The following is a 26,716-nucleotide window of genomic DNA, read 5'->3' as shown; positions in this document are numbered from 1 at the left end:
AAATATATGGTTTAGTTAGAATATATATATTTTTTATATCTTTCAACGTCTGACATACTGAGCCCGTTCTGAATGGAGTGGGATAATTATGTCAATATCGTTAATGATGATGCTCGTCATCACGCTCAGTTTTGCGCTCAGTGCCTGGTATTGTGGCCGAGCAGGTCATATCAGCAGGCGGTTTGTTAACGCGCTGTCTGGCTGGTTACTGGTTTTGCTCACTGTGGCCATTGCCGGGCAGGGCACCAGTGTTGAGTTACTCTCGCAAAGCGGGCTCGTTCAAGTTGTGCACGTGACGTCGCTGGGTCTTATCATGTCAGGCCTGGTGGTATTTATGGCCATCATTCTTATGCGCTTTTCTCTTAACTATATGGCCGGGGAGCCACGCCTGGCTGTTTACTGGCGCTGGTTGCTGGGCACACTGGCGGCGGTGTCTCTGGTGGTGTTGAGTAATCATTTACTCTTATTCCTGCTGGGCTGGACCTTAATAAGCCTGGCTTTGCATCAGCTGTTGCTGTTCTACCCTGAGCGTCCCCGTGCTGCGCTGGGCGCACACAAAAAGTTTATTCTGGCACGTCTGGCCGAGCTGGCGTTGCTTATTGCCGTGCTGTGTTTGTACCAGGCCCACGACACCTTCCTGTTAAGCGATATTCTGGCTCATTATCAGGCACCGAACCCTGAGGTCAGTGTTTACGCCCAGATTGCGGCCGTCATGCTGGTCATTGTTGCGCTGATCAAATGTGCGCAGCTGCCAGTTCATGGCTGGCTGATGCAGGTGGTTGAAGCGCCGACGCCAGTCAGTGCCCTGTTACATGCTGGTGTAATTAATCTCGGTGGTTTTTTAATGATAGTGTTTGCGCCCCTGGTGATGCAGGTCGCTGCGGCTCAGTGGTTGTTACTGCTGGTAGGTGGCCTGACCACGGTGCTTGCGGCACTCATTATGACCACCCGGGTCAGCGTAAAGGTGCGTCTTGCCTGGTCAACCAGTGCGCAGATGGGCCTGATGCTGGTTGAATGTGCGCTGGGGTTATACGAGCTGGCACTGCTGCATTTACTGGCTCACTCCGCCTACAAGGCACACGCCTTTCTTAACTCAGGCAGTGCGGTTCGCGAGAACCTGCAGGCGCGTTTGGCGGTGTCCGTTACTCCTTCGCTGGCACGCTGGCTGGGCGCGGCACTACTTAGCCTGGGTCTGGTTGCGCTCACCTACTGGCTGGTCGGTCAGGGCTCCGCATTAAGTATGTGGGCGCTACTGGCCATGTCGCTGACTTTGCTTCTTGCGCAGCGCAGCAGTGCCCATCATAGCCTGCCGTGGACAGGTGTGCTGCTGGTCAGTGTACTGCTACTGGCCAGCTATGCGGCAATGAAGACACTGCTGGCGCAGACCGTGTTTGCCGGTGTGTCTTTGCATGAGGCCCCACTGAGTGCCGCTGATAGTGTCGTGATGGTGCTGTTTATCAGCTTATTTGTGCTGAACTGGTTATTAACCTACCGCGCGGCACATCCCCGGGTGCAAAGCTTATCTGTGGTGCTTTTTGCCGGTTTGTATCTGGACGAGTGGTGGACCCGTCTGACATTGAAAATCTGGCCTGTGAAGTTACCCGCGCCAGTTAAATCGCAGCGCGCCGCCAAGCGCCAGTATGGATTAATTCAGGAGTCTTAACATGGCAAGTGATACATGCACGCTCACACAGGCACAGCACAGCGCTATCCAGACTGCTTGTCAGCAGCTAGCACCCAGCTGGCCGCTGGATCAGATGATAGCCGTCAGCCCTTACTGGCCGATGCGCCATGAGCGCATAGAGCAGGTCAGTGCCCGGCTTAGCGCACTGGCCGGTATTTCCATGCTAATGCCTGAGAGCGACTACCTTGACTGGTATCGACGCGGTCTGATAAGCCCGCAAGCTCTGCGCACTGCATTGGCAGAGTCCGGGCTTGGATTAAACGTCGATGAACTGATCCAGACAATCGAGCAGAGCGAGGAAAAGCTGCCCTGGCAGTCGTTATCGGCGCTGCTTGATGAGCACCGGGCGCGTCACAAAATGGCCTGGCGCGACGAGATAATTCATCAGATCAGCCAGTTTTGTGCCGCCCATTTTCAGCAGGCGCAGCCTATGCTGCACCGCGAGCACAGCCAGGCACAGCCGGATTTGTACGCGCACTGGCTGGTGGTCAGCCAGCGCGACCGGGGGCTCAGCATTGTACTGGACGAGCCTGATTTGCACCGCTACTTCAAACAGTTACCGGATGATCCGAACGCATTGATAGCGCAGGCGCTGAGCACTTTTGGTGTGCAGGACGAGCAGGTTGAACTGTATGCACACGCATTGCTACTGGATATTGGTGGATGGGGCGCCTGGGTTGCCTATTTGCGCTGGCAGGGCGAGCTCAATGGTGAGCCACACGACCAGATGCTGGACCTGCTGGCAATTCGTATGGCCTGGGAGCTGGTACTGTGGCGCTATCAGCAAGCACATTTTCCAACTTTTTTTACCACTTTGGAGCACGCATGGAAACAGTCTCTCGGCCGGTTGCAAAACCTGCCCGCGCAACACCAGACACAACAAAAGCCCCTGTGGGTTTGGGCCAGAGCGGCGGAGCTAAGCTATCAGCAGCAGCTTCACCACGCATTGAGCAGTCCTGTAAACACATCGGCGCACCCCATACAGTGTCAAGCCGCATTTTGTATCGATGTACGTTCGGAAATCTATCGCCGCGCGCTCGAAGCACAAAGCGATGGCGTTCAGACTATGGGGTTTGCTGGCTTTTTTGGCCTGCCACTTTCCTACCAGCCGCAACAGGCTGACGTGAACCGGCCTCAGTGTCCGGGGTTATTGCTGCCCAGCCTGGTGGCCACGCATGCGCAATCCGACAAGCACGGTGCAGCCTCGCTGAATGCTCAGGCCCGCTGGCAGGGGTTTTCTAAATCGGCAACCGCGTCCTTTTCTATGGTGGAATCGGCAGGCTGGCTGGATACGTTTAAGCTCCTGAAAAAGGCCTTCTTTGCCTCTGAGCAGGCTCACCCGGTCGATAAGCTGGCCAACCGCCAGGACTGGTCGCTGACACAAAACGGCGAAGAGCTGAGTGCCCGGCAAAAGGCTGAGCTGGCCGCCGGTGTGTTGCATGCAATGGGGTTTGAGCAGTTTGCTCCTACCGTATTGTTAGTAGGCCATGGCAGTCACTCGACCAACAACTTGCAAGAAGCCGGGCTGGGATGTGGCGCCTGTGGCGGACAAAGTGGTGAAGTGAACGTCAAAGTGCTGGCCTGGCTGCTTAACGACAAAGCGGTGCGCACTGAATTGCAGGCATTAGGGGTTGAGATCCCAGAGCAGACCCGATTTATTGCGGCGCTGCATAATACCACAACCGACCATCTGCGCTGTTATGGCGAACAACCGGGTACTGAGATCATGTCCTGGCTGCAAAGTGCCACAGCGGCGGCGCAAAAAGAACGCGCAGCGAAGCTGGATGAACAGCTGGCAGATGCTGACCGTGAAGCGCTGGACCAGGCCCTGATAGCCCGCAGCCAGGATTGGTCTCAGACGCGTCCGGAATGGGGGTTGGCAAATAATGCTGCCTTTATTGTGACACCGCGCAGCTGGACCCGGGGCATTGATCTACAGGGGCGCAGTTTTTTACACGACTATCAGTGGCAGCACGACCCGGACTTTAAGGTGCTTGAAACCATTATGACCGCACCTATGTTGGTCACCCATTGGATCAACATGCAGTACAACGCCTCGACCACAGACAATTTGCATTTTGGCAGTGGTAATAAGGTGCTGCACAACGCAGTTGGCGGCAACATCGGCGTGTTTGAGGGCAATGGCGGAGATCTCAGAACCGGCCTTGCAATGCAGTCACTGCACAATGGACACGATTGGATGCATCAGGTGCAGCGACTGTCGGTTTATCTGGCTGCGCCCAAATCAGCAATTAAAGAGATCACTGCGCGTCATGATGTGGTTAAACAGTTGATCGATAACGAGTGGTTGTACGTATTCCAGTGGCAAGAAACAGGCGAAATAAGCCGTTTTTATCAGCAGCGCTGGTGGCCGGTGTCTGCGGCGCAGATCAGCCAAGATGAAGAACAGAAAATAGTACAGTGTCTTTGATTTCTGGTATGGCTAATACCAGAACAAAGCTGTGGGGCACGAAGCGGCAACCGTAGGGTTGCCGCTTTTTTTATTGCTAAACGGTTTGGTATATTGGTGTTGATCTGCCAAAGTTAACAATAACCCGGTCAATTTCATCAAGGGTTTGGGTGAGATATAAAAGAAGCAAGCGCAACAAGAAATGTGGGAGTGAACATGTCGGGAGATATCGTCAAAATTCAGGCGCAGCACTGGTCCGCCACGCAGCTGAAGCTAAAAGCACTCAACGACAAAATGGCTGAACTGGCGCCTTTGATACTCGAAGCGGCCGAGCAGCTCGACCCAGACAGCAGTAGTTACGATGCCAGCCAACGGCAGGCACTGGCGCAACGCCTTAAAGCAGCGCTTTGCGCAGATGAACCAGACTCAATGGCATAAACGGGTGGGTAACAAATGCCCCTCATTTTGTCATTGCACCGGGCATAAACCGCTCTAAAATAATAACGATAGCAGGAGGCCGGTAAATACGATGACGTTATCACAGTGTGTTTTTATTTGTAGTGTATTGATATCCGGCCTGTCTTTGGTCAAGGTGGCCTGGGCAGACGTGCTGGATGTCTCGGTTGGCTGGACAAAACCGCCGTATGTCATTGAGCAGGGCGATACCGGATTCGAACTGGATATGGTGAAAGCCATTTTCGCTGAACTGGGCCATGATTTGCGTTTTGTATATGTGCCTTTTGGCCGCTCAGATTCTCTGTTGAAAACGCAAAAAGTGGACGCGGCACTGACCATGAACCGGCGCATGGACCTGGCCGGAGCGGTCTTGTCTGAGCCCTATATTACCTACCACAATACCGCCATCAGTTTAAAAAAGCGCAACCTGAAAATACACAGTGTCAGCGCACTGGAGAATTATGCCGTGATTGGCTTCCAAAATGCCTCTGTGGTCTTGGGTATGGAGTATCGGCTGGCTACCGCCAATAGCCCTTTGTACATTGAGCTGCCCGATCAGCAAAAACAAGTCGCATTATTGCTAAGTGGTAAAGTGGATGTGGTGGTGATGGATATCAATATTTTTAACCACCTGAGCAAAGCGGTTCTCGGTCAGGATCAGATGCCTAATGTCAACGTTCACCACTTGTTTGCGGCAACGCCATACCGTATTGCCTTTCGCGACCCGGCGCTTAAAGACGCTTTCAACCTAAAAATGGTCCAGTTTAAAAACAGCCCCGCCTATTACAAGTTACTGCACAAGTACGAGTTTTTGCAGTGAGTTGAGTTACAACGCCTATAAATAGTGATATCGGCCTGCCTGGTTCGGTAACCCCAGGAGCAAGGCGATGGTTTGATTGAACTTCCTGAATTCCGCGCTACTCCAAAACCACTTCTTTGCGTGCTTTTCACTTTCAGTGGCCTTATGGCAATGCATCAGGCTGGGGCTTTTGTATGAAAGTTCAACTTTGACAATGAATGTCTGTTTTTGTCGTTTTAATGCATTAAATGACACCTTTGCATCGGTTATGATAGTTGCCAAAGGAGTAATGCATGACCAGAAAACAAGTATATTTTATCGCCGACGGGTTTCAGGCCCTGGATTTATTTGGGCCATTGGATGCGTTTATGGAAACCAACTGCCATGTGCCCCATGCCTATGACTGTAAGTTATTGAGTATTGAGGCCGGTGCAGTTGCATCTGTGTATGGCCAGCAAGTTCAGGCTGATTTTGGCCTCGAAGACGAATTTGCTGTGGACGACCTGATCATCTGTGGTGGCAATGGCATGCGCACGTTGTCGCTCAGTGCTGCGCAGCTTAGTGCGCTATCGGCACTGGCGGCCAGAGCCAAACGGGTGTTTAGTATCTGCACCGGTGCTTTTGTGCTGGCCCAGCTTTTTCCGCAGCAGGCGTTAACGCTCACAACCCACTGGCGGCATTGTGAAAGCCTGGCCCGACAAAATGCCCATTGCACCGTTTCGCCCGATCCGCTCTATATTCAGGACGAGCACATCTGGTCATCGGCAGGGGTGTTGTCGGGGGTTGACCTGGCACTGGCCATAGTACGTGAAGATCACGGTAACAGCATTGCCGCGCAGGTGGCAAAAGATCTGGTGGTCTACTTGCAACGCGCCGGAAACCAGCATCAGTATTCGGATGCGTTGGCGCTGCAATCTGGTGACAGTTTAAAGCTCTCTCCGCTATTGGACTGGCTAAGTACGCAGCTTAATCAGTCTGTTACGGTAGCGCGAATGGCCGAGTTTTGTCACCTCAGCGAGCGACAACTGACGCGCTTGTTTAAACAGCACATGAACTGTACACCCAGCCATTATTTTAAAGTCCTGAAACTCAATCACGCCCGAGATCTGTTGAGTGAAGAAAATATCAGTTTGCAGCACGTGGCGACAAAACTGGGGTTTACTTGTTATGACAGTTTCAGGCGTGCATTTGTCAGGCAATTCGGCGTCTCCCCGTCACATTACACAAAAGGAATTAATTAATGAGACAGGTACTTATGGGGCTGCTGTTTACTTGTATGGCCGCGCAGGCCGATGCGGCATTACTTAACCAGGCCCAGCAGCAGGCCTGGCTTGAAGACATTAATTTCTATGCCCGACAGGTAAAAACGCAGCATATTCAGCCATTTCATACCCTGGCAGAAGCGGACTTCGATCAGAAGATTAGCGCGCTTAAAGCGCAGTTGGGCGCTCTGAGTGAAGTGCAGGTTGAAGTGCGATTGATGGCAATCAGCCGGGCAATAGGCGACGGGCACAGTAACTATTTGATGATGTCGGGTAAGCATCAGCACTTTCCGTTTCGCTTTAAGTTTTTTGGCGAGGCTTTGCGGGTGGTCGATACCATACCTGAGCACCGTCATTTACTGGGTATGCAGCTGCGCGAAATCAATGGGGTGAGTGTAAGTGAGCTGTATAAGCAGTTGCCAGCCTTTTTGCCCGGCGTGGATAATCAATTCAGCGAGCAAAGCAGTTTTGAATATTATCTGACCTTGCATAAGTTGTTATTCGGTCTTGGCATAGTGGATGAAAAATCACCGGCATTATTTCGCTTTACGGGCGAGGAGGGTGACGTTAGCGCCAAAATATCGCCTGTGAGTATGCGGGAATTTGGCAAGCTGAGTTCTGCATATGTGCGCTCAGAGCCAAAGCTATCAGCGCTGGATATAGGCATGGGGGGGATCAGCCTGAGCCTGTTAGACAAAAGTAAAACGGCTTATTTCGAATTTGCATCTTACCCGACACCCGAACAAGTGATGTCTCATTGTGATGCACTACAGGCCAGATTAAAGTCGGCCGGCTCGCGCTATCTGATCATCGACTTCAGGGGCAACCGTGGTGGCAACTTTTACGCAGGCCTGGCGTTGTCTGCCTGTTTATTGCCGCTGGATCAGTTTGACTGGATGCAGGGGGTTTATGTGTTATCCGACGGCGCGACTTTCTCTGCCGCCATGTCTAATACCGTGCAGTTTAAGCAGATCCTGAATGCCAGAGTGGCTGGCACGCCAACTGGCGGAGATCCCAACCATTTTGCAGAAAATAGCGTGTATTCTCTGCCTAATTCCGGGCGCCGGTTCAGCTTGTCTAAGCGTTATTACCCGTTCAGCGACGTGCAAAGCGATGCGGTGTACCCGGATATCCATATCGCGCCGAGCTGGGAGGATTATCGGCAAGGGAAAGACACGGTACTCAATGAGGTGTTAGCTCGACTGAGTTCACTTTAAATCGTTCTTTGGTTAACATTTTAAAGGGTTTTACGTCGCTGCATGCACTTTAAATGCGCCTAAATAATTGATTTTTAAATTTCATTGTTAATTTTATTTTTTATTTATGTGAAATTTATTTCCGTGCCACAGGTCTTGTTGTATGAATTTTAAAAGGAGATACAACATGACCACATTATGCAAACCAGCGACTTTTTACCCCGAGCACTTAGTCAATGCCGATGACATCATGACTGTGATTGAAATTTGTCACCCCGATAGCCCGTACAAACAGCGGGCGTTTGAAATGATCCAAAATACCGAAGTGAAAAACCGGCACCTGATCTTACCCCTGACTGACGTTGTTAAGCTTGGGGACTTTGGCGCGCGGGCCGCAATTTATAAGGAGGCAGCCATCGACATGGCCGAAACCGTTGCCAGGAAGGCGATAAACAATGCCAAACTAGATATGGCTGAGATTGATATGGTAATAGCCACGTCCTGTACCGGGTTTATGATGCCCTCGTTAACCGCGCACCTGATCAACCGTCTGGACTTGCCAAACGAAACCAAACAAATTCCCATTGCACAGCTGGGTTGTGTGGCGGGGGCGTCGGCGATTGGCCGGGCGTTTGAGTATTGTCAGAATCGTACCAACAGCAATGTTCTGATCGTCTGCGTTGAAACCTCCTCATTGTGTTTTCATAAAGAGGCCAACCGCTTACAGGACTTCATCAGCGATGCGCTATTTGCCGACGGCGCAGCGGCTGTGGTAATGCGTGGTGACAGCCAGGTGCCAGGCCTTAAGCTTATTAATAATCAGAGTGTGACCATTAAAGATACCCTGCCTTACATTGAGTATGATATTACCCATCAGGGCTTTAAGTTTTCTCTGGATAAGGAAGTTATGCACTCAATTCCCCATGTTGCGCCTTATTTGCAGTCATTTTGCAGACGCAGCCTGTCGCGCGATGCCAATCAGGTCGACAGCGCGATTTTTCATACCGGTGGCAAGCGTATTCTCGATGAGCTGGTCCGGTGTTTATCGCTTGAGCCTGAGATGGTTGCACGCTCACGTGCTTGTCTGGCCGAAACGGGCAACACCTCCAGCGTGGCTGTTATTGATGTCTTAAAGCGTACCTTTGACAGCGCCAGACGCGGCGATGCCAGTCTGCTTGCGGCATTTGGCCCCGGGTTTACCTCAGAGATGAGCGCAGGCGTGTGGCACTGAGACTGCAGAGAAAGCAAAGAGCGATTGTTATTCTAATTTGCACACTGAGGGTTCAAACTTAAAGGTCGGGTAAATTTCGACTTGTGCCGACTGACCAGGATTAACGCAGCCCGTAAAGCTTCTTCTGCGGGAAGGGAAGGCACTGAGACCTTTTTATTTCGGACTCAGTGGGCTGTTTTTAAAGGGTTGAACCCACCTTTAAAATTGACAACTTGGCGCCATTGGAATGAGAGCAGTGGCCACTAGAGTCGCTTTTTTGCGTGGTGCCACTGCATATTTCTACACCATACAACAAGTCTTCCTGACTGTTTAGTTCAAGAGCATGGATACGTTCAATATTCTTACTACTCAGAACATATTTTTGCCAGGGCGTATTGGTATACCGTTCAATGACCTGCAATCTGTTTTGATTAGGGGTATTTCCATCCAGAGTGTAATACACGCGGGCGCGTTGGCCGTTGTGAGTATGTCCCAGCGCAGCTATGGTTGGTCTGCTTTCCAGAGTCTCGCGCTGCGTCCAGGCACCATTCCATCGTTTTCGGTATAGCTGGTATTTGTTGTCATTATAAAATCTATACGCAATGCTGACTTTGTTTTCAGCGCCATAGACGGCGAGTTTAGCTGTTTGGATACCGTTGTCATTGCTGTTAAAGCTACGACTGGGGGGAACGCCCTGAAATACCACTCCCGGGGTTGTCGTGGTGGCAGGAGAAGTAAGCCGGGTACCGGCTGCGGTGAAGAAAGCATCTTCACTTGGGCGGTATTGAAGATAGCTGCCATAATGCCTGTTTGCACGAGGGTGACTGTACGCCCACTCCCATAAAATATGTACATTACCGTCTTTATCAACAGCGATATCGTCTGGATAAACGACAGCGTTATCCTTTTCGGCAAACGTGCCTGCCAGTCGCCACTTGCTGATCGTATTCTCCCAATGGTACAGCTCTCCTACTCCCTTATAGTCCGGAGTAGGTGTGTTATGTCGACCAGGTTGATTGCGCACGATTAGGTAAATATCGCCATTCGGTGCAGTTGCCGCGATTGGGTAGGTAAATGCACCTGTTGTGTTAGGTGTGCTGTCGGTGAGTTCATTATTACGAAGCAGCTCCATCGTACTGTCATTGCCTACTGGCTGAGATCGAAAGTAATGCCAGCCGTCAGCGTCAGCATGCATATCGGCCCACACATGAACGCGACCGTTACCATCTACGGCAATGGAGGGTTGATCATGGCCAAAATCATCCTTGTGAACCCATTCGCTGAAATTCACTTCTTTTAGAGACGTAGTGGTGCTGTTACCATTACTATCGAGCCTTGTTACGTACACCTTATGTTGACCAGTGTTATTGTTATCCTGATAGTTATAGGCGAAGTAAGTTGCTCCATTGTGTCGTGCCATCGGGCTCCACCATCCTGCTTGGTTGGAATTGTCGACGGGAATAGCGCTGACTATTTCACTCTGATGGCTTTCAATTTCACTGGTATGGCCTGGGACGCTTCCCAGAGCGCCTGCAAGCAAGATAAAAGTGCTAAGTTCTTTCTTTATCATATTGTTGTTATTCCTTTTTTGTAAGCCAGAACTGAAGGGAACCGGTTGCGAGAATGGTAACATACACAGGAATATGGGTTAATCCAATCTGACTGAACTGTATGAAATCACACTACATGTTATCGACTCTTTTGGTGACAGAGAAGCGATGAAGATTTCGTGGCTTCGAGGCTCAGGTGTTGTATTTAAACAGTTTGTATCAGGGCAAAACAAGGGCACTATTCGCTGCGGTCAAAGCCGTTTCATGGCTAGTTAGCCACTTTATTGTATAATTTAGTAAACACCCTTGAATGACCCGGGTTATGTATAAAAAAGCTTTTCTCGCGCTGAGTTTATTTTTTGTTTCTATGCTGATAGTGGCAACACTGGATACCTTTTGGCTGCACGGTGCCAAAATGCAGCGCCCCGCACAAATCCCCTCAGCAATACCGCCCGAAGAACAGTTAAAGCTGCGGGACCCATCTCACCCGCTGCTCGATATTTATAAACTGGCCGCAGACTCACCTAAGGCGGCATTATCGCAACTGACGCAGTGGCAACAAGACAACCCGGATTTAAAGCCAATTGAAACCGTGTATGTACTTTGGACTGCCAGACGCGCCGCGAGCGACGATAACGAACGCGCTGCGTTAGACAGGCAGCTTTCTGAGTTGGCACAAAAACATCAGCTTTACTGGTTGCGGGCCTGGGTTGCACAGGCCCGGGCAAAGGTGGCACTGCGAATCGGTGACCTGGAAGCGGCGCGCACTGAGATTGTGGAAGGGGCTACGATTGCGCAAACACACAACGTCGGGTTTCTTTTAACTGAACTTTTCAACACGGCCGGTGTGATTTTTAACTCAACCAACGAGCTGGTTAAGGCGCAGCAGTATTTTCTTAAAGGGATAAAACAGGTCGAAACGTGGCCCGATGACCGCCTGCATGCGCTGTTGCACAATAATCTTGGGCTTTTGTATGTGCACCTCGAACAATGGGAGAACGCATTAAAGTACCTGAGTCAGGCCGAAACACTCTACGGAAGTTATGCCGGTGCCACCCCTGAGTACATGTCTATGATCTTGCTCAACCAGTCTTTTGCACATAATCGCGCCGGGCAAGCCAGCCAGTCCCGAGAGAAATTCGAACAGGCGCTCAGTTATCTCGATGAGGATACAGGGGATTTCTATCGGATTGTGGCGCTCAAAAATGAAGCCAGGCTGCTTAATCTGGAAAAAGACCTTAGTGGCGCGACACAAAAAGCCACCCGCTGCATCAGTATGACCAGCGCAGAACACTATCCGATGCAGCACGGGATCTGCTGGCTGGAGCTGGGCTTTGCGCATTATGCAGACGGAAAAATGGATGCTGCACAATCGGCAACCCAGTCGGCAGTGGCGGTTTTTAGCCAGCTTAATCACACCCGCTGGTTGCTAAAAAGCCGGCTTTTTATGGCACAAGTACTGGAAAGCCAGGGCGAGGCCGCAGCGGCACTGGCACTGCTGAAAAAGGTCCGGGTAGAGGAAAAAGCCATGATCATGAATGAGCTGATAGCGCTGGATACAGCCCTGGAAGTACAGCAAATTGCTCAGGAGCGTGACCTGTTAAGTGCTCAAAGCCGGTTATCTAACCTTGAATTATTGCTTGATAAACAGCGCTTCAGGCTGTTGGTGTTGTGGCTGATCCTGGCATTCAGCGGCGCCGGATGGCTGGCACTGCGGGCCAGAGCGGTCAGTAAAGACAACCGCCGCCTGTACGATTTGAGCTTTGTTGACCCACTCACCAAAGCGGCCAATCGGCGTTTATATCAGCAGGAAATGACAAAACCGAAAAGATTGCGCACCGATACGTTATACCGGCTGGTGGTGATCGACCTGGACCACTTTAAACAGATCAACGACAGCTATGGCCATGACAAGGGAGATGCGGTGCTGGCCGAGGCGGCAACCCGGCTGCAAAAGTTTGTTGCCGATGATGAGTTGTTTGTCCGCTGGGGCGGCGAAGAATTCCTGATGGTGGCCAAAGAGCGCGATGATTTTCAGGCATTTAGCCAAAACATGGTCAATGCACTAAGAGACGCCCCCTTTAAACTTGGAGACACCACACTGCATGTGACCGCCTCGTTTGGCGTCAGCCATGCGATGAAAGTACAGCAGCTGGGCGCATCAGATGCAGCATTTAAATGCGCCGATCAGTGCCTGTACCAGGCCAAAAGCAATGGCCGGGATCAGGTGGTGATGCCTGAAGCAACCCGGTAGCAGGGCACTGGATGTAAAGGCACATCACAAAATAAAGAAAAGCTCAATCATGCTGCTGGTTTATCCCTGCCTGGTTAGCCTTGGCTCAGACTTAGCCCTGAGCAATTTTCATAAGCAAATACAGATTGCCCTGACCATGGTGTTCGGCTCTTTTATTGCCGGCAGCACGGCACGGCGCTGGGCGGCGGTGCGGTCGCGTTTCCGGTGATGACCAAAGTGCTGGCGATTGAACCTGCCACCGCCAAAGTGTTTTCACTGGGTATTCAATCCTTTGGCATGGTTGCCGCCACACTGACCATTTTGTTTTTTAAAATCCGTTTTTATCATCGAGTCGTATTTAACGCATTAACCGGCGCAATCCCGGGAGTGATCGTCTCTTTGCTCTGGTTAAGTGATCTGCTGCCAAGGCTGGCAATTAAATCATTATTCAGTGTCCTTTTGGTGTTGTTTGCCACACTTTGATAAAGCAGCTCAGAGTAGGGATCCAGTCTCATATCCACGAATGCTCAACCGACTACCGAGCCATTCCTTTGGTGGGTTTTATTGGCGGGCTGTGCAGTGGTCTGGTTGGCTCAGGAGCCGATATTCTTATCTTTTCCTATCTCGTTTTAATGCTGAAAAAACACATCAAAGTGGCGACGGCAACCAGTGAGAGTATCATGGCCGTCACCTCAGTGGTGGGCACTTTTACCAATATTGCGCTGTTACACACATTAACCCCCGACATTCAGTTGATGGTGCACGCCGCAATCCCCGTCGTGATCATCGGCGCGCCACTGGGCGCCCTGGTGTGTGCAAAACTACCAGAGCGCGGCGTGGTTAATATGTTATTGCTGCTTATCGCACTGGAGACCGGGTTCACAGCGTATGAGTGTGTCAGACTATATCTGTCTGTAAGCAGAAATCGCCTATGTAGAGCTGGTACACTTTTACTATATGTAATGCTCGAAGGCATTTACTGCAGAGAAATAGTGGGCCATGAAGTCCACGACCAAAAATCAGGTGAGCTTGCAGCTACAATGCTTGAGCAAACATTAGTGCATGACAATGCGCTGCATGGCGGTGTAGTTTTGCATTAAGACAACGGTGCGTCGATGAAGTCGCAAACCATGCGTGTGAAAGCACAAGAGCTGGGTGTGACAATGTCATATAGCAGACCGCGAGTCAGCAACGACAATCCAATTGCAAAATCGTTGTTCAGAACCTGTAAATACAGATCTGACTGGCCTTCGGCTGGTTTTAAAAGTCTCGAAGAAGCCTGGGCACGGGTACTGAAATTTACTCGTTGTTACAACTATGCGCACAAGCACAGTAAATTGAGATTTGGTCAGCAAACTTCAACAACAAAGATTTGGGCTGAAAAAGGCTCACACCCAAGAATCGTTAAGCAACAACAATTCGAATATGCCTATCTGTTTGGTGCTGTGTCCAACGACTGGTGAAATAAAAGCACTCTTCTTACCTTTAGTGAACAAAAGAGGTCATGTATTGTCACCTGAAACAAATATCACAAAGGATTCAACTAGGAAGAATAGCTGTGGTCGTCATGGATCGCGTAGCTTGGTACTTCAAAGATGGTTTGGTAGAGGGCTTGGATAATATGGTGGTCATTAGGCTACCACCTTATTCACCGGTGCTAAACCCCATAGAACAAGTGTGGGTTTGGCTCAGAGAACACAAGAAATCAAAAAGAATCTTCACAAACTTCGATGACATTTTGGGTAGGGTCACTGAAGCATGGAATGCGTTTATCTCATGTGCTGACAGGGTGAAATCATTCTACTTTATGGCCGTATAAATTTAATCAGTTAATTATTCAAAATGGTATAACTTACAGGAGTAGATGGAGAAGAGGGCTCTTGCTTTGAATAAATGGTGTAACAAGGTTTTCATGTTTTTATGTAGAAATGATGGGTTTATGTAACGAGGGGGTTAATTTTGGTTTAAAATACATGTAGAGTGTTATAAGTTAAGGTTTAGGGATGTATCACCATACTTTAAGGTGAGTCGTAGTTACATCTGGCGATAAAAATATAACTATTTCATGGAGTTTTAGATGTTTGGTGCAGGGCACATGAACTTTTTTAATGTAGACCATTGTGGACTATACAAAGTTGGTAAAAGTCAAACTCATGGGTGTGAGCTGGGCGAAACGTTTGACCTAATAATGGATTGGGTCAAAGACAGGCCTTTGTCTCTCACTATTCCTTGGGATCCCGCTCAATCAAGAAACAATAAATCAAAGTCTTACTGCAAAGACATTTATAAAGATCCAGAGACTGGTGATTTTCTTTTAGTTTTATGGAAATCTGACACCGATAATGCTGGTACGTTGTGGGGAGCAAGTGAAGATAAAAAGACAGGGTCGACGGACGTAGTAAAGTATACAAATACTTATAAAGGAAGCAAAGTTATTTGGGGACGGCCTTGTTACTATTGGGTGTTACCGAGGTATAATGCTGTTATTTCTATCAAGTTTGATCATTCAGTTTGTGACGCTCAGCTCTTTGAAGATTATGTTATAGGGTGTATAAACAACAGAGTAAAACACCCGAATAGAAAGAAAGAGTTCACTGAGCAAGGCTTTGTAAGGATTTCTTATCAAGACAAAGAAAATCAAGGTCGCTATCAATATAGGTTTGGGATCAGTTTAAAAAGTTTGAACACATCAAACTCTCAATTAAGTGAATTAGCAAAGAAGGTAACACATATAATCCGAAGAGAGACGATCTTAGTTGATGCTAAAGATGCAAGGGCTGAGTGGGTAAAGAAGTTTAGTGATTATGTACCTTATGTGGGGGCGAAGCCTAAGGCCAAGAAGCGTAAAATTGAAGTTAAAGCGGAAGCGAAACCGACCAGTAAGGAAATTAAAGAAATCATTGAGAAGAATGCTCAAGAGAATAGGAAAAGTCACGAGTGGGATAATGTTGGATTCGCAACGGAGAACGGTGTTACTTGGGTAGATAAATACCGGCTTAAAGATATAGTAAATATTTCAGGTACGGGTGAGGACTATTTGTCTGCTGAGAAGTTATATGATGCTATTAAAAAAAACATGTCGAGATATATCGAACCGCTGAAACAAGAAGTAAATAAGGCTAGTATGGTAGTTGAAGAAAATATGGTGGCGGAAAATAAAGTCGCAGAGGCTTAGAATGTTTAAATACTCTTTTAAGTATATTCTTCTTTTGATTGTAACAGTCGTTTTTTTTACAAAGCTTGAACTGCGATACTCTTTTGGTGATTACAAAGAATATCTGATTTTGCTTTTTAATATATCCAGTATGGTTTTTACACTAATGGGTATATGGATAGCTTTTTTGTATCCAAATGCGTTAAAGCGTTTAGTTAACCCAAAAGTAATTGAAAATGCAGATTTTTCAGAAACTTTAAATGAAACAAAGCGACTGGAATCTATCGTGGGAAGTGTATTAAAATCAGCCTTAGTGGTTGTTGGGATATTATTCATTTTTTTCTTTAAGGTTGTGTTGTCATCGTTTGATTTTTACTTGGAATACCTAGTTTTTTGGAAAATATTGGCTTTATCTCTCGCTGTAGTAATGACTTTTATGCAACTAGAGTCGGTTTTTCATGTCATTAAAAGTAATATCATGTTTATCAATGACCTACACCGAAAGAGGGAAGAGAAAGAAGCGGATCATGATATCTGAGGGGGCCTTGTAACAGATTCTGTGTAACTGCCTAAAGCTACTCTATGCCGGTATACTTAAAGCTCAAGAGCGCTGGACGCATCCTATCCGAAACTGGAATCTCACGCTGTCGTAGATGGCCATCCACTTTCCTGGGCGCTTAGATGACTGCATCGAGCTTTGAGCTCAGTAGGCTGACACAGAATTATGAACCCCCTCGACAGGAAAGCAACTGCGCTGGGCTATACGTAAATACGTGCGCTTGATACATCGGCTCGAGAGGCCCTCAATTATGAGGGGGGGATCCCCCTGAGCCGCTATTTAGAGGCTTTGCTGATTGTTATTTTCAGCCTTTTTTTATCTGTTCTATTAATATACTTATGTCACTCTCAGTATATTTATTCTTAATTAAATCGCTATCAAATATATCTGAGTTAGCAATGACTTTATTTTCCTCTTCATAGATACTAATTTCTGTAAGTGATTTTGTTTTTTCTAATAATTCTTTAATGTCACTATCAAGTTGTTTTAAACCGATGAAGTCAAGAGTGTGACTACATTTATCTAAACTTTGAGTTGCTGCTTCTAAGGATTTTAAATAATAAAGATGATTGTCTTCAAATATTTTTAGTAAAGACTCATACTTGGGGCTTCTTTCATCTAGATTCCTATATGTATCAATTAAAGATCTAGTGTTAGAAATATATCTTTTAACACTAGGCTCCATTGTTTTGACAGTCGAAAAAATTTCTAAGTAAATATTCTGCTCTAGAGTAATGGAGTTCGTCTTTTTAAGCTTGTCTACCCATTGACTATAGGCTTTCCACGCAAGAATTGTTGCAAATAAGCTTGCCAGTCCACCTAGAATAGAGGTTATGTCTTTAATTAATTCAAACATATCATTTCCAAAGATAACTTTTACTAAAGCAATTATAAATACCGTTAGGCAAGTGATTAGAACACTTCCCTCAATGAACAAGACAGGATAAAAACATTCCCTAATTTGGTTCTTTTCCACTTATAGAGTTTTTCCTTTCTTCAGTTGTTTTAAATTTTACGAGGGACTAAAACGTGACAAATCATGCCACATTTGCCTCCCCATTTACACACTACTCAAATCCCAGAAAAACAAAACCCCATCAAAAACAAGTGCTTTGATGGGGTTTCGGTGTTGCTATGTGGTGGAGCTGGGGGGATTTGAACCCCCGTCCAGAAAGCGTCGATTTTCTTATGCTTCCTTTAAAAACAATGATTTATATCAAAAACAAAGTCTTGTAATCTCGTGTAATCTAGCCGAACCTTGTGTTGGCTAATGAATGTGGGCACAATGTGGACATAGACTACGTAATTCAAAGCAGGTGTGATTTACACAGGTATTGAAAAACGCCAGAACTTGTACAACTAGTGACAATGCTTATTGATAAAAAAGTTCAAAGGTGAAAAAATTACTCAATAAATATTTTGTAAGGAAATGAAGTTGTCTGAATCTAAAGCTAAAAAGACAAAACAGCTTAGTGCCTCTTTCTATATCTCTGGTCAAGATGATAAGTCAAAGTCGCTTGTTACTGCAGATTGTTTCAAAAATGCCTATGCTCGACATAAAAATCTTCCCTGTGAGAATAGAAGAGAACCTATTAGTAGGCCTATTACAGGGAATACGAGTCGGGACTTAAACTTCAGAATTGATAGCTACGACGCTAATTCAAAGTGTTATTTTGGTTATATTGCTGTGGCTAGGGACACATTTCTCCCTTCTATGTATGACAAGAAGAAAAATGAAGAAACTAACTTTGAGCTTGAGGACGACCAGTATGTTTATGAAAGAAGTTACTTTTTATACTATGTAGATACGGATATTTTAGTCTTTAATATTAATAGACTTGGCCCGAGACCAGATGATTTAGCTTATGCTCTGACCTATAAAGAAGATGAAGCGTCGATAGATTTTGACCCCATTTGGAATCAAAAATCATTGCAGGACGTCTTGAGAAAAGGGCAGTCGGTCAAAAAGTGCTCAGTAACGGTTGCGTTACCTAGAAATTTTAAAGATTCTCAGTTAGATTTACAAAATGCTTTCAGCAAAACGATTGTCAAAATGATGTCTGAAAACGGAATGAGTAAACTCAAGTTGGACTTTTGGGGTAGAGCAAGCAATAGAAAAGGTACGCTAGGATACCTATCACATGATGTAGCCGATGGAATAGTAGAGTTTATCGATAAGTTTGGAAGTAAGAAAAAGGCTACAGATCCAGAAATACAGAAAGCTCAGTTACAAGCAGCGGGTAGCGGCCACAAACCTGAGAACTTACTCTCTCAAGAGCTGAAGTATACGACTGATGTAGACGTGGAGAAGGGGTACCCAAAGTTGGGGAGTGTGAAGTGGGCATTAATGAGAGCTTACGGATCGAACAAAAGTACATTGAGGCAGTATGCAATAGCCACAAATTAAATCTGAGTAATTTATGAAATTCATTGTGATTTATTTTATAGGTGTTTTGTTTGCTTATTTGGCTAATAGTGTTTATGTTCCCAAAGATCACGGAACAATCTTAGCTATAGCAAGTCCACTCGCAACAGTGGCAGCTATGTTATTTGGCTTTATTATCGCTGCTCAAACCTTCTATTCGGGAGCAAAATCGAACACATTATTGTCTAATTTAAAAACACAGAAAGTAATGTTTAATAATATACTTGATGAGATTAAGCATACTGGCTTTGCGTTAATAGCGAGTTGCATTTCTTTAATATCAAGTATGTTTTTGCCTCATAAGAAGCTTTTAGATAATTTTGATATTAAAATAGATGTTCTGCTTTTAAATCTTGGCTTCTCTTTTTTGATTTCAGCCTTAATCCTTTTTGCGCTATCATGGAGGAAGTTTACAATAATAATAAAAAACTCTTAATTTAACATTTTTTTATTTTTTAAAAAGCGTAATGCTGCTTTCTACTACCTGTTAAGTATAAACTATAATTTTGGCCCTAATTTAATCGCATCCTCCAAATGACTCGGTGCGAAGTGTGCGTAAACCATGGTTTGCTCTATCTTCGCATGACCTAGTATCTGTTGTAATACCAATATATTCCCCCCATTCATCATAAAGTGACTGGCAAAGGTATGTCGAAGTACGTGGCTACATTGTCCCGTTGGTAAGACAATGTCGGTGTTATTTATTGCACGCTCGAAAGCTTTTCGGCAATCTGCAAAGAGTGGTCCTGATTTTTTGGGGATTTCATAATACAGAGCTTGCGATATAGGGACTGTACGGTTCTTTTTGCCCTTAGTCTTCATGAACATAATTTTGTATTTTCCACCGGATTGAATCACTTGCGAGCCTTTTAATGTGTGAGCTTCACTTATTCTACATCCGGTAGCCAGGCATATTTTTGCCACGATATAAACGTGCGGATTAGACGAGCGTTTAAGCTCGTTTAATACGGTTTGTATTTCTTCTTCGGTCAGGAAGGCTAACTCTGTCTGCTGCAATCTGAAAGGTTTTACATCGGCTAAGGGGTTTGGGTAATTAATTTCACCTACTTCAATGAGTTTATTAAATACGCCTTTTAAAAGTGCTAAGTCATTATTGGCCGTTTTACCCGAAATAGCCTTTTCACCTGTCATTCGGCTTCCTCGCCAATCAACATACGTCTTTGAGTGAAATGATTGAGCGATTGGATCACCAAAGGCTTCGCACATCATTTCCAGTTTGTTCAGGGCTTTTTGTGGGTCTGTATAAGTCTGCCCATGGATTTTGTACCACGTGGCTACAAGCTCAGATAGCTTCCTTAGGTCCGTTTTTTCCTGCTTCCAAGGCTTATCCTCAGCTTGAGCTACAGTGTGGTTTATAAATCTTTGTGCTTCCCCTCGGGTTGGGAACACTTTTCGAATTCGGCGGCCACTTCTTCCCCAGGGCCTAATATCAATTTTATATCCTGTTTTTACTTTTATAATGGACATTTATTTTTAGCTTAACTAGAAATGTAATTTGGAAATAGGCCACACTTGAAATGTGGCCTCTGAAATTTCTTAAACGAATTTCATTTGTAGATGCGTTTTTTAGAATAGCTATCTTAGCGTAAAAAACAAGCTTGATTTTCTACTGATTGTGGATTAGCTTAATTGTGTTGGCTTTTCTGCTCATAGCGCCACGCTACTCCAACATATAGAGCATTTTACTCATATTCAATATGAGCTTTTCAGCCTAGGTTCGCCTAAGGCTTTCAATTTTCTAATAAACACATTTCTGGTGAACGAATTATTGGAGTTGAAGATGCTTTATTTTTTTGGTGCTATGTTATTTCTGACATTATTAGCGATTTACCGTGCCGATGATGACGAGAGTAAAACACTTGATGAACTCGCCCATGAGCTATTAGAGGACTTTGAATCAATCGGCGAAATGCCCTTAGATGATAAGGTAAATGCTTACGAAAGCTGGAAAGTCAGAGTATCCAGATACCGCGAGCGTAAGCATGGCGGTGAGGTATATTCGAAATGACTTTATCGAGCTTTATATGCCCTCGCTGCAATACCTTATTGGCTGGGGCAAACCTTATAGCTGTGTCTGTTCCCACAAAAATATATAGCCCCAATCATAAGCTTGAGCTTCATTTAGTGACTGAGGCTGTGCTATGCACTAATGCCGATTGCAATGAGTTGATGATTATTAGCCAGCTTTCGAGCGGTGATGACTTTTTTAAAAGCTGGCTATGGCGTTCAAGTATTGAGGGGAAAGGCACTAATCAGAAAACATGATCTTAGATTCAAGTCGCTTTAAAACCAGGGTTGAAGCGACTTTGATTTGCTCAGCACTTAAACCTGATACCACTTCAAGCGTTTGAGCTTCAAAAAGACCATCCTGGACTTCGTTTAGAACCTCTTTCTTTTTTAGGCTTGAGGTGTTTTTTTCAAATAAAAACCAATCCATTGAAACCCCAAATTCAATACAAGCTTGGGCGCATTCACTGTATGGGATAGCGTTATTTTTTTTGGCCTGGGCTGCCCAGCTTGTATTTTTACCGAACTTTCTTGATAACTCTGTTAGGGTTTTACACTCGTATAGAACTCTAAGCTTTTCAAGCACTTCCTCAGCATTGTTAAGTTTCATCTGATACTAACTCCAAAATACATAGATATTTTCTATTGACATAGAAAATATCTATGGATTAGTCTAATTTGCAATGACATCGTCTCTATACGGAAATATAACATGAGTGACCGCTTAGTTTTATCTCTCACATCTCCAATTTTAACCTATGACGAATACGCCAGGTTACAAGGTCAAAAGGTAAAGGACGTCGTGAACGCCGTCGCAAGTGGGCGTTTGCCTACCTATACGCCGCCATGTGCGCCCCATGAAAACCCCGCACGAGTGAAAAAGTATATCAACATGGTTGCATTATATGCAGAGGCAGCCAAAGCCGCGAATTTAGACTTTCAAATTTAAGGGGAGGGCACGCCATGCTTCATGAACGCCAATTGACAGTTTTTGAGAAAACATTCCCAACACAATCGGCTGAAAATGCTATTGCTCACATTGGACCTGATACAAGTGCACAGGCCATCGTTACGCGCGCTAAATTACCCATCAAGCAGCGTATAGCAGAGTCAAAATTAGATAGTCACCATTTGCGTTCACAAATATTACAGACACATAGTAACTTGGCCATCTTGCTTGCCAATGGTTACTTAGTCACTGATAAGTTCTTCGGTTATTCAGAAGCGCGCAAACGGTTGTTAGAAGCGGACAGAGTATTAACGATGGGCGGCATCAACCTAAGCGTTTCAGATGACGAACTATGCCAGATCGCAGAGGACAAAGCCCGCCTGTTCGAGCTGCGTATTAAGTGCAATCAGCACACTTACAAGTTCTACAAACAGCTTTGCAACGATTTTCGCATGTATTGCGTTGAGCCACCTAAGTTTGATGATACTTATTTTACGGTTTCGCCTGCTGAGCGCTCAAAATTACCCCCAGCCTATCGCCAAAGTGTCATGGCTTTATTGACTGGCGCACTAAATCGGATGGCTTGTCCGTTATGGTGGCGTCGCCGGTTGCGTAAAAAGCAGGCGCTTGTCATCGAGCAGTTAGCCCGTGATATGCGTACGGTGCACAAAAAGTCATCTCCTTATGTAAGCGAGTTTACGATTCGCAGAAAGCGCGAGCGTAACGCTAAATCAGAAGAAATTATGAATGATTTGTACGTCGTTCCACATGACGCCAGTCCCTTCGACGAGTTTGAGTCACTTAAAGATGTAGCGGCTAAAAGCTCCACCTCAGGTATACAGCTCGCTGCGGAGCTTATGGTGCGTATTCGTGGTTTTGAAGAGTGCTCAAAAATGCTAGGTCATCGTGGGGAATTTTACACTATCACTGCACCCAGTCGTTTTCATTCTGTACATGCGAGCGGTATTCCTAACCGTAAATATGATGGCTCAACGCCCAATGATGCACAAGATTATTTCAATGACTTATGGAAACGAGCAAGGGCTTTGTTTGCCAAGGCAGGTATTCGCCCTTATGGGTTTCGTGTTGTTGAACCCCATCATGATGGTTGCCCACATTGGCATATGCTCCTGTTTATGGCGAAAGGTCAGGCAGTCAAAGCGCGCAAGATTTTAAAGTCACTGGCACTTAAAGATACGCCTGGCGAAGTTCGTACATCATCCACTCGTTTTAAAGCTATCAGTATCGACAAAAGCAAAGGCAGTGCGGCGGGTTATATCGCCAAATACATCACCAAAGCTGTAAACGGTGAACACATCAATCAAGTGACTTGTCCTGAAGCAGGAAAGATTTCTATCGCTCCAGCTGATGCCGCTGAGCGCGCATCCACATGGGCCAGCACATTTAACATCAGACGTTTTCAGCAAATCGGCGGCCCAAGCGTTACCACATGGCGCGAACTGAGACGCCTTGGCATGGGTGAAAGCGGCAAATGTGAGGTTGCAAACTCTATGAACACGAACTTAGACACGGTTTCTCGTTACGCCCTTGAGAAAGTAAGGGCTGCGGCTGACGCTTCCGATTGGGCGGCTTTCTGTCTTGCGATGGGTGGTGTGCAGGTTAAACGCAAAGACCAAGCGGTGCGCATTCATTATCAAATTCCTGACATCGTTGACCAAATCACAGGGGAGATAAGCCGAAGTGAATCAAAGTCGCCTTACTTTTCCACTAAATACGGCGATATGCCAGCAAAACGCATTCTTGGTGTTGCATGGGATTCTGTTGTTGTGATTACTCGTCGCGGCACGAATCAGGTATTGAGTGAAAAAGACATCCATGCACAGCGCAAGATTATGCTTGGAGTTTCTGAGTCGATTCAGAATTGGGTAGATGATGGCCGCTTTGAACAGCCAAGTGTAGAGGAAATGCAGTTCTTGGAATCTTGTGTTGTTGAGGACTATCAGAACATGTGCCTTTTCATGGATTACGAGGCGCTTTCTGTAGTCAATAGCGACGAAGTCGCCTTGGACTTGTGTCATTAACTGTAACCTAACGGATTTCACATGCAAAACGACAGATTAAACGACCTACTCAGGTCACAACATCAACTTATTGAAGACTATTCAAAGGAGTTATAACCATGGCCAGTATCGAAGGTGCAATCACAGACTTACAGCGCGTCAATCGGACGGACGACAAAGGCGCGCCATTACCAGAAACCGCTGAATTTAAGTTCCACACTAAAAGCCCGGCAAGCATTTGGACGGTGAAGGTTACGAATGAGCAAATGGCAAATGGCACATTTTCTCAGCTAGAAAAACTCCAGTCCGACCCGAACGGATGGGGCTTGAAGCCAGTGCTACTCAATCTTGAGTATTACGAAGGTGCAAATGTGGCGCGTCAAATGGAGTGGAAGGGCTTCCGTTTGAACTCAATAGCTACACATCAAACTAAGTAACCCAAAAGGAAAGCCGGATGTCGAGTGACGAATTTCAGCTTTTCATTGAATTGGGTCGTCAGCTATATGACCTGATTTTTGGCCTGGGCCTCGTTGCTTGTTTTGGCCTTGGTTTAATTTCAGGGGGTCAACGATGATTACGTTAACTTCCTACTTTCTCGGTGCTTTTGCTCTTGGTTGGGGCATTGGTGCAGGGTGGTTATTTTTAAAGCGACTAACAGAGGAAACTATATCGTGAAAAACATTCTTAAATCTAAGTTATCAAAAGCAGGGCTTTTAATTACGTCAACATTTGCGTGCGCTTCGGCTTTTGCCACAACTGCATTACCAAGTGGTATCACAGAAGCTTTTGCGAAATTCACCACGCAAATTAGTGAGCTGGAAACATTGGCCTGGCCAATCCTGATTTCAGTCACATCTGCATTTGTGATCATCAAACTGTTCAAACGTTTTGTTTCAAAGGCGACTTAACAGGGCAGGCTCATACTTTAAGCAAAGGACAGCTCGCTGTCCTTTTTTGATCTAAGGAATGAAAATGAGATTGTTAGCTGCTTTGTCTTTATTATCAGCATCATCTTTCGCTGAAAACTGTCAACCGACCACTAATTTACTGCCCATCGTGACGGAAAATGCGCCCAGTGGTCTTGCATTTGTTCAGTCTTACTCACAAATGGCTGAAGGGCGCTTCCTGATAGGGAATGATGTGCTAGACCCGATTAAGTATCGCGGTCAACATTGGTTAGACCCAAATGGCGCTGACTGTCCACAAACATCAAACGGCGTCAGACTAAATTCGCTTGTCCAAGTTCCCTATATAGACCCTGTTGATAATGCACAAAGGCAGAAAACGGTGTGCATATACATGAGCTTCCAGGACAAGTACTGTCCGGATGGATACACAATAGACTTGATGAATAAAGACTGTATTTTGTCAGACTCAAGCCAGTGTAATAATCAATGCTCTGATGGCTTTCCACCTGACTTACTGGGCTATCCAGGTTGTGACCGACCACCGATACAGCAATGCAGCGATGGTTCATATCGCCTAGCTGATGCGATTTGCCCAGTGGATATTCCAGACCCAGATCCAAACCCAGATCCGACACCAAACCCTGATATTGATTTATCTGGTCTCATTCAGAAAATTGAAGAATTTAGACAACAGGAAAACCACTCTGGTGAGCAAGTCATAGATAAGCTAACTGATTTGAGTGGCAGTGTCAGACAGTCTGGCGACTCTGTGCGTGACGGTATCAATGCAGGGTTAATAAATCAGACTCAAGCCCTCAGTGCTTCAATAGGACAGTTAAATGACGATAACAAACTGCGTTCTGATTTACTGCGCGACTCTGTGTTTCAACTTAACACGGCTGTCAGGGATTTGCAGGCTGGAAATGCATTTGAACTTGATCTTACCAGGCAGTCTATTCAACAGCAGACTGATGCATTGAGCCCGAAGATAGACAGTACAAACTCGAAGCTTGATGCGACTAATCAACTGCTTAATAGCATAAAACAAAATACAGAGCCGAAACCTGGTGAAAGCTGTGTGCCAAGCATTGAAAATAATTACTGTGAGAACCCTCACGGTATCACAACTGCTGGAATGAAAAACATATTCGACACGTTAGGGGAGTATTTCGACGGCGAGATTACAGGCTATCAATCGAATTTTGAGACCAAGATAAACGAGTTCTCACAAACAAGCCCTTTGGGTAACGACCTGGACGAATCGGCTATTGAGTCGTTGCTTTCCTATTTTACCGATGTAATCCCACAGGCGACGGAATGCCGGCCTTTAACACTGTTTGATTATCAGGGTAAACGTTACGAAATCTCTTGTGCATTTTCTACCAAATTCAAGGAGCTTTTCGCTTGGATTTTAGGTGTTTATACCATTTTCAACTTAATTAACATACTAACGACTGGCATTGTCCCAAGAGGTACGCCAGCGAAACAAGGAGTATAGATATGCCCGCATTTCTTTTACCTATTATTACCGGTGCAGCAAGTATGATGCGATTTCCTGCTTTAATTGCGTTCTTCGCCGGGTTGTTCGGTCAGGTCATTGCGTTCTTTGCAAAATATCTGACAACTAAAGTGGCTATGCAGCTGACTATTGTTACCGCAGTTTCGGGGCTCACTCTCGCTGTTTTCGCAGCTATCAAGGCGTTAATACTAGCAATTTCTGTTGTTGCTCCGGAAGGGTTGATTCATGGGGCTTCGCTTGTCATTCCTGATAACGCAGCAGTCTGCTTGTCCTCCATTGTGTCAGCGCACGCAGTCCGTTATGTGTGGGTTTGGAAAGTGTATTTTATAGAATCTTTTGCACAGGGGCGTTGA

Annotated in this window: 29 protein-coding genes; 25 read left to right on the top strand and 4 right to left on the bottom strand. The window is 46.1% G+C overall.

Annotated elements, in window-relative coordinates:
• Positions 1-88 precede the first annotated feature (88 nt).
• The 7 genes from C3B51_RS17905 to C3B51_RS17875 all read left to right on the top strand — a co-directional run bounded on the left by C3B51_RS17905 (position 89) and on the right by C3B51_RS17875 (position 9,038).
• Positions 89-1,663, top strand: coding sequence for an NADH-quinone oxidoreductase subunit L (locus C3B51_RS17905; protein WP_130245937.1), 1,575 nt, complete (start codon positions 89-91; stop codon positions 1,661-1,663).
• A 1-nt stretch (position 1,664) separates the two neighbouring features.
• A complete protein-coding gene (locus tag C3B51_RS17900; RefSeq protein ID WP_130245936.1) occupies positions 1,665-4,115 on the top strand; it encodes a YbcC family protein in 2,451 nt (816 codons plus the stop codon).
• A gap of 195 nt (positions 4,116-4,310) precedes the next feature.
• Positions 4,311-4,532, top strand: a complete 222-nt coding sequence (locus C3B51_RS17895) for a hypothetical protein (protein WP_125719131.1) — start codon at positions 4,311-4,313, stop codon at positions 4,530-4,532.
• A gap of 91 nt (positions 4,533-4,623) precedes the next feature.
• Positions 4,624-5,370 (top strand): substrate-binding periplasmic protein, encoded by a 747-nt coding sequence (locus C3B51_RS17890; protein ID WP_125719133.1) that lies wholly within the window; start codon positions 4,624-4,626, stop codon positions 5,368-5,370.
• Between the two features lie 272 nt (positions 5,371-5,642).
• A complete protein-coding gene (locus C3B51_RS17885) occupies positions 5,643-6,590 on the top strand; it encodes a GlxA family transcriptional regulator (protein WP_130245935.1) in 948 nt (315 codons plus the stop codon).
• Positions 6,590-7,828 (top strand): peptidase S41, encoded by a 1,239-nt coding sequence (locus C3B51_RS17880; protein ID WP_130245934.1) that lies wholly within the window; start codon positions 6,590-6,592, stop codon positions 7,826-7,828. The genes C3B51_RS17885 and C3B51_RS17880 overlap by 1 nt, the downstream gene beginning before the upstream one ends.
• Before the next feature lie 166 nt (positions 7,829-7,994).
• Positions 7,995-9,038 (top strand): type III polyketide synthase, encoded by a 1,044-nt coding sequence (locus C3B51_RS17875; RefSeq protein ID WP_130245933.1) that lies wholly within the window; start codon positions 7,995-7,997, stop codon positions 9,036-9,038.
• A 178-nt stretch (positions 9,039-9,216) separates the two neighbouring features.
• On the opposite strand, the gene C3B51_RS17870 is transcribed toward C3B51_RS17875, so the two are convergent.
• Positions 9,217-10,587 (bottom strand): BNR-4 repeat-containing protein, encoded by a 1,371-nt coding sequence (locus tag C3B51_RS17870; RefSeq protein WP_165389191.1) that lies wholly within the window; start codon positions 10,585-10,587, stop codon positions 9,217-9,219.
• Positions 10,588-10,889: 302 nt separating this feature from the next.
• On the opposite strand from C3B51_RS17870, the gene C3B51_RS17865 reads away from it, so the two are divergent.
• From C3B51_RS17865 to C3B51_RS17835, 8 genes are all read left to right on the top strand, one after another.
• Complete coding sequence (locus C3B51_RS17865) at positions 10,890-12,821, top strand: tetratricopeptide repeat-containing diguanylate cyclase (RefSeq protein ID WP_130245931.1); 1,932 nt, start codon at positions 10,890-10,892, stop codon at positions 12,819-12,821.
• A 49-nt stretch (positions 12,822-12,870) separates the two neighbouring features.
• Positions 12,871-13,029 (top strand): hypothetical protein, encoded by a 159-nt coding sequence (locus tag C3B51_RS23630; protein ID WP_165389190.1) that lies wholly within the window; start codon positions 12,871-12,873, stop codon positions 13,027-13,029.
• Entirely contained in the window at positions 13,029-13,283 is a 255-nt protein-coding gene (locus C3B51_RS17860) for a hypothetical protein (protein WP_130245930.1), read from the top strand. The genes C3B51_RS23630 and C3B51_RS17860 overlap by 1 nt, the downstream gene beginning before the upstream one ends.
• Positions 13,280-13,900, top strand: a complete 621-nt coding sequence (locus tag C3B51_RS17855; protein WP_165389189.1) for a sulfite exporter TauE/SafE family protein — start codon at positions 13,280-13,282, stop codon at positions 13,898-13,900. Before C3B51_RS17860 ends, C3B51_RS17855 begins: the two co-directional genes overlap by 4 nt.
• A gap of 15 nt (positions 13,901-13,915) precedes the next feature.
• Positions 13,916-14,263 carry an integrase core domain-containing protein gene (locus C3B51_RS17850; RefSeq protein WP_130245928.1) on the top strand — a complete coding sequence of 116 codons (348 nt, stop codon included), beginning with the start codon at positions 13,916-13,918 and terminating at the stop codon, positions 14,261-14,263.
• Between the two features lie 41 nt (positions 14,264-14,304).
• Positions 14,305-14,619 carry a transposase gene (locus tag C3B51_RS24190; RefSeq protein ID WP_130245927.1) on the top strand — a complete coding sequence of 105 codons (315 nt, stop codon included), beginning with the start codon at positions 14,305-14,307 and terminating at the stop codon, positions 14,617-14,619.
• A 258-nt stretch (positions 14,620-14,877) separates the two neighbouring features.
• Positions 14,878-15,975: a hypothetical protein gene (locus C3B51_RS17840; RefSeq protein ID WP_130245926.1), complete on the top strand. Its 1,098-nt coding sequence runs from the start codon at positions 14,878-14,880 to the stop codon at positions 15,973-15,975.
• Between the two features lies 1 nt (position 15,976).
• On the top strand, positions 15,977-16,492 hold the full coding sequence (locus C3B51_RS17835; RefSeq protein ID WP_130245925.1) for a hypothetical protein: 516 nt from the start codon (positions 15,977-15,979) through the stop codon (positions 16,490-16,492).
• A 325-nt stretch (positions 16,493-16,817) separates the two neighbouring features.
• Here C3B51_RS17835 and C3B51_RS17830 read toward each other — a convergent pair whose 3' ends face one another.
• Positions 16,818-17,489, bottom strand: coding sequence for a hypothetical protein (locus C3B51_RS17830; RefSeq protein WP_130245924.1), 672 nt, complete (start codon positions 17,487-17,489; stop codon positions 16,818-16,820).
• Positions 17,490-17,948: 459 nt separating this feature from the next.
• Here C3B51_RS17830 and C3B51_RS17825 point away from each other — a divergent pair, with 459 nt between their 5' ends.
• Together C3B51_RS17825 and C3B51_RS17820 are read left to right on the top strand one after the other, a co-directional pair.
• Positions 17,949-18,920: a DUF6731 family protein gene (locus C3B51_RS17825; RefSeq protein WP_130245923.1), complete on the top strand. Its 972-nt coding sequence runs from the start codon at positions 17,949-17,951 to the stop codon at positions 18,918-18,920.
• 13 nt (positions 18,921-18,933) lie between these two features.
• The gene (locus C3B51_RS17820) at positions 18,934-19,374 is read left to right on the top strand and encodes a hypothetical protein (protein WP_130245922.1); all 441 of its coding nucleotides are present in this window, start codon (positions 18,934-18,936) and stop codon (positions 19,372-19,374) included.
• A 62-nt stretch (positions 19,375-19,436) separates the two neighbouring features.
• Here C3B51_RS17820 and C3B51_RS17815 read toward each other — a convergent pair whose 3' ends face one another.
• A complete protein-coding gene (locus tag C3B51_RS17815; RefSeq protein ID WP_130245921.1) occupies positions 19,437-20,426 on the bottom strand; it encodes a phage integrase in 990 nt (329 codons plus the stop codon).
• 313 nt (positions 20,427-20,739) lie between these two features.
• On the opposite strand from C3B51_RS17815, the gene C3B51_RS17810 reads away from it, so the two are divergent.
• The gene (locus C3B51_RS17810; protein WP_130245920.1) at positions 20,740-20,967 is read left to right on the top strand and encodes a hypothetical protein; all 228 of its coding nucleotides are present in this window, start codon (positions 20,740-20,742) and stop codon (positions 20,965-20,967) included.
• A 240-nt stretch (positions 20,968-21,207) separates the two neighbouring features.
• Here the strand turns inward: C3B51_RS17810 and C3B51_RS17805 are convergent, their stop codons facing one another.
• Positions 21,208-21,576: a hypothetical protein gene (locus C3B51_RS17805; RefSeq protein WP_130245919.1), complete on the bottom strand. Its 369-nt coding sequence runs from the start codon at positions 21,574-21,576 to the stop codon at positions 21,208-21,210.
• A gap of 102 nt (positions 21,577-21,678) precedes the next feature.
• Here C3B51_RS17805 and C3B51_RS17800 point away from each other — a divergent pair, with 102 nt between their 5' ends.
• The 7 genes from C3B51_RS17800 to C3B51_RS17775 all read left to right on the top strand — a co-directional run bounded on the left by C3B51_RS17800 (position 21,679) and on the right by C3B51_RS17775 (position 26,716).
• Positions 21,679-21,915 carry a DNA-binding protein gene (locus C3B51_RS17800; RefSeq protein WP_130245918.1) on the top strand — a complete coding sequence of 79 codons (237 nt, stop codon included), beginning with the start codon at positions 21,679-21,681 and terminating at the stop codon, positions 21,913-21,915.
• Between the two features lie 14 nt (positions 21,916-21,929).
• The gene (locus C3B51_RS17795) at positions 21,930-23,957 is read left to right on the top strand and encodes a replication endonuclease (protein WP_130245917.1); all 2,028 of its coding nucleotides are present in this window, start codon (positions 21,930-21,932) and stop codon (positions 23,955-23,957) included.
• Between the two features lie 98 nt (positions 23,958-24,055).
• Positions 24,056-24,373, top strand: a complete 318-nt coding sequence (locus tag C3B51_RS17790) for a hypothetical protein (RefSeq protein ID WP_130245916.1) — start codon at positions 24,056-24,058, stop codon at positions 24,371-24,373.
• 17 nt (positions 24,374-24,390) lie between these two features.
• The gene (locus C3B51_RS24185; protein WP_430929846.1) at positions 24,391-24,510 is read left to right on the top strand and encodes a tail virion protein G7P-2; all 120 of its coding nucleotides are present in this window, start codon (positions 24,391-24,393) and stop codon (positions 24,508-24,510) included.
• A 97-nt stretch (positions 24,511-24,607) separates the two neighbouring features.
• Positions 24,608-24,844 (top strand): major coat protein, encoded by a 237-nt coding sequence (locus tag C3B51_RS17785; protein WP_165389188.1) that lies wholly within the window; start codon positions 24,608-24,610, stop codon positions 24,842-24,844.
• 64 nt (positions 24,845-24,908) lie between these two features.
• The gene (locus C3B51_RS17780) at positions 24,909-26,342 is read left to right on the top strand and encodes a hypothetical protein (RefSeq protein WP_130245914.1); all 1,434 of its coding nucleotides are present in this window, start codon (positions 24,909-24,911) and stop codon (positions 26,340-26,342) included.
• 2 nt (positions 26,343-26,344) lie between these two features.
• Positions 26,345-26,716, top strand: a complete 372-nt coding sequence (locus C3B51_RS17775) for a DUF5455 family protein (protein ID WP_130245913.1) — start codon at positions 26,345-26,347, stop codon at positions 26,714-26,716.

Source organism: Pseudoalteromonas rubra (assembly GCF_004212645.1).
In the GTDB taxonomy this organism is placed as follows: domain Bacteria; phylum Pseudomonadota; class Gammaproteobacteria; order Enterobacterales; family Alteromonadaceae; genus Pseudoalteromonas; species Pseudoalteromonas rubra_G.
Note: the sequence above shows the minus strand (reverse complement) of the source record. Positions and strands in the feature narration are given on the sequence as shown.

Coding starts and splice junctions, on each gene's coding strand:
- C3B51_RS17905 (WP_130245937.1), top strand. CDS start 89: ATGTCAATATCGTTAATGATGATGCTCGTCATCACGCTCAGTTTTGCG.
- C3B51_RS17900 (WP_130245936.1), top strand. CDS start 1,665: ATGGCAAGTGATACATGCACGCTCACACAGGCACAGCACAGCGCTATC.
- C3B51_RS17895 (WP_125719131.1), top strand. CDS start 4,311: ATGTCGGGAGATATCGTCAAAATTCAGGCGCAGCACTGGTCCGCCACG.
- C3B51_RS17890 (WP_125719133.1), top strand. CDS start 4,624: ATGACGTTATCACAGTGTGTTTTTATTTGTAGTGTATTGATATCCGGC.
- C3B51_RS17885 (WP_130245935.1), top strand. CDS start 5,643: ATGACCAGAAAACAAGTATATTTTATCGCCGACGGGTTTCAGGCCCTG.
- C3B51_RS17880 (WP_130245934.1), top strand. CDS start 6,590: ATGAGACAGGTACTTATGGGGCTGCTGTTTACTTGTATGGCCGCGCAG.
- C3B51_RS17875 (WP_130245933.1), top strand. CDS start 7,995: ATGACCACATTATGCAAACCAGCGACTTTTTACCCCGAGCACTTAGTC.
- C3B51_RS17870 (WP_165389191.1), bottom strand. CDS start 10,587: ATGATAAAGAAAGAACTTAGCACTTTTATCTTGCTTGCAGGCGCTCTG.
- C3B51_RS17865 (WP_130245931.1), top strand. CDS start 10,890: ATGTATAAAAAAGCTTTTCTCGCGCTGAGTTTATTTTTTGTTTCTATG.
- C3B51_RS23630 (WP_165389190.1), top strand. CDS start 12,871: ATGCTGCTGGTTTATCCCTGCCTGGTTAGCCTTGGCTCAGACTTAGCC.
- C3B51_RS17860 (WP_130245930.1), top strand. CDS start 13,029: ATGACCAAAGTGCTGGCGATTGAACCTGCCACCGCCAAAGTGTTTTCA.
- C3B51_RS17850 (WP_130245928.1), top strand. CDS start 13,916: ATGAAGTCGCAAACCATGCGTGTGAAAGCACAAGAGCTGGGTGTGACA.
- C3B51_RS24190 (WP_130245927.1), top strand. CDS start 14,305: ATGTATTGTCACCTGAAACAAATATCACAAAGGATTCAACTAGGAAGA.
- C3B51_RS17840 (WP_130245926.1), top strand. CDS start 14,878: ATGTTTGGTGCAGGGCACATGAACTTTTTTAATGTAGACCATTGTGGA.
- C3B51_RS17835 (WP_130245925.1), top strand. CDS start 15,977: ATGTTTAAATACTCTTTTAAGTATATTCTTCTTTTGATTGTAACAGTC.
- C3B51_RS17820 (WP_130245922.1), top strand. CDS start 18,934: ATGAAATTCATTGTGATTTATTTTATAGGTGTTTTGTTTGCTTATTTG.
- C3B51_RS17815 (WP_130245921.1), bottom strand. CDS start 20,426: ATGTCCATTATAAAAGTAAAAACAGGATATAAAATTGATATTAGGCCC.
- C3B51_RS17810 (WP_130245920.1), top strand. CDS start 20,740: ATGCTTTATTTTTTTGGTGCTATGTTATTTCTGACATTATTAGCGATT.
- C3B51_RS17805 (WP_130245919.1), bottom strand. CDS start 21,576: ATGAAACTTAACAATGCTGAGGAAGTGCTTGAAAAGCTTAGAGTTCTA.
- C3B51_RS17800 (WP_130245918.1), top strand. CDS start 21,679: ATGAGTGACCGCTTAGTTTTATCTCTCACATCTCCAATTTTAACCTAT.
- C3B51_RS17795 (WP_130245917.1), top strand. CDS start 21,930: ATGCTTCATGAACGCCAATTGACAGTTTTTGAGAAAACATTCCCAACA.
- C3B51_RS17790 (WP_130245916.1), top strand. CDS start 24,056: ATGGCCAGTATCGAAGGTGCAATCACAGACTTACAGCGCGTCAATCGG.
- C3B51_RS24185 (WP_430929846.1), top strand. CDS start 24,391: ATGTCGAGTGACGAATTTCAGCTTTTCATTGAATTGGGTCGTCAGCTA.
- C3B51_RS17780 (WP_130245914.1), top strand. CDS start 24,909: ATGAGATTGTTAGCTGCTTTGTCTTTATTATCAGCATCATCTTTCGCT.
- C3B51_RS17775 (WP_130245913.1), top strand. CDS start 26,345: ATGCCCGCATTTCTTTTACCTATTATTACCGGTGCAGCAAGTATGATG.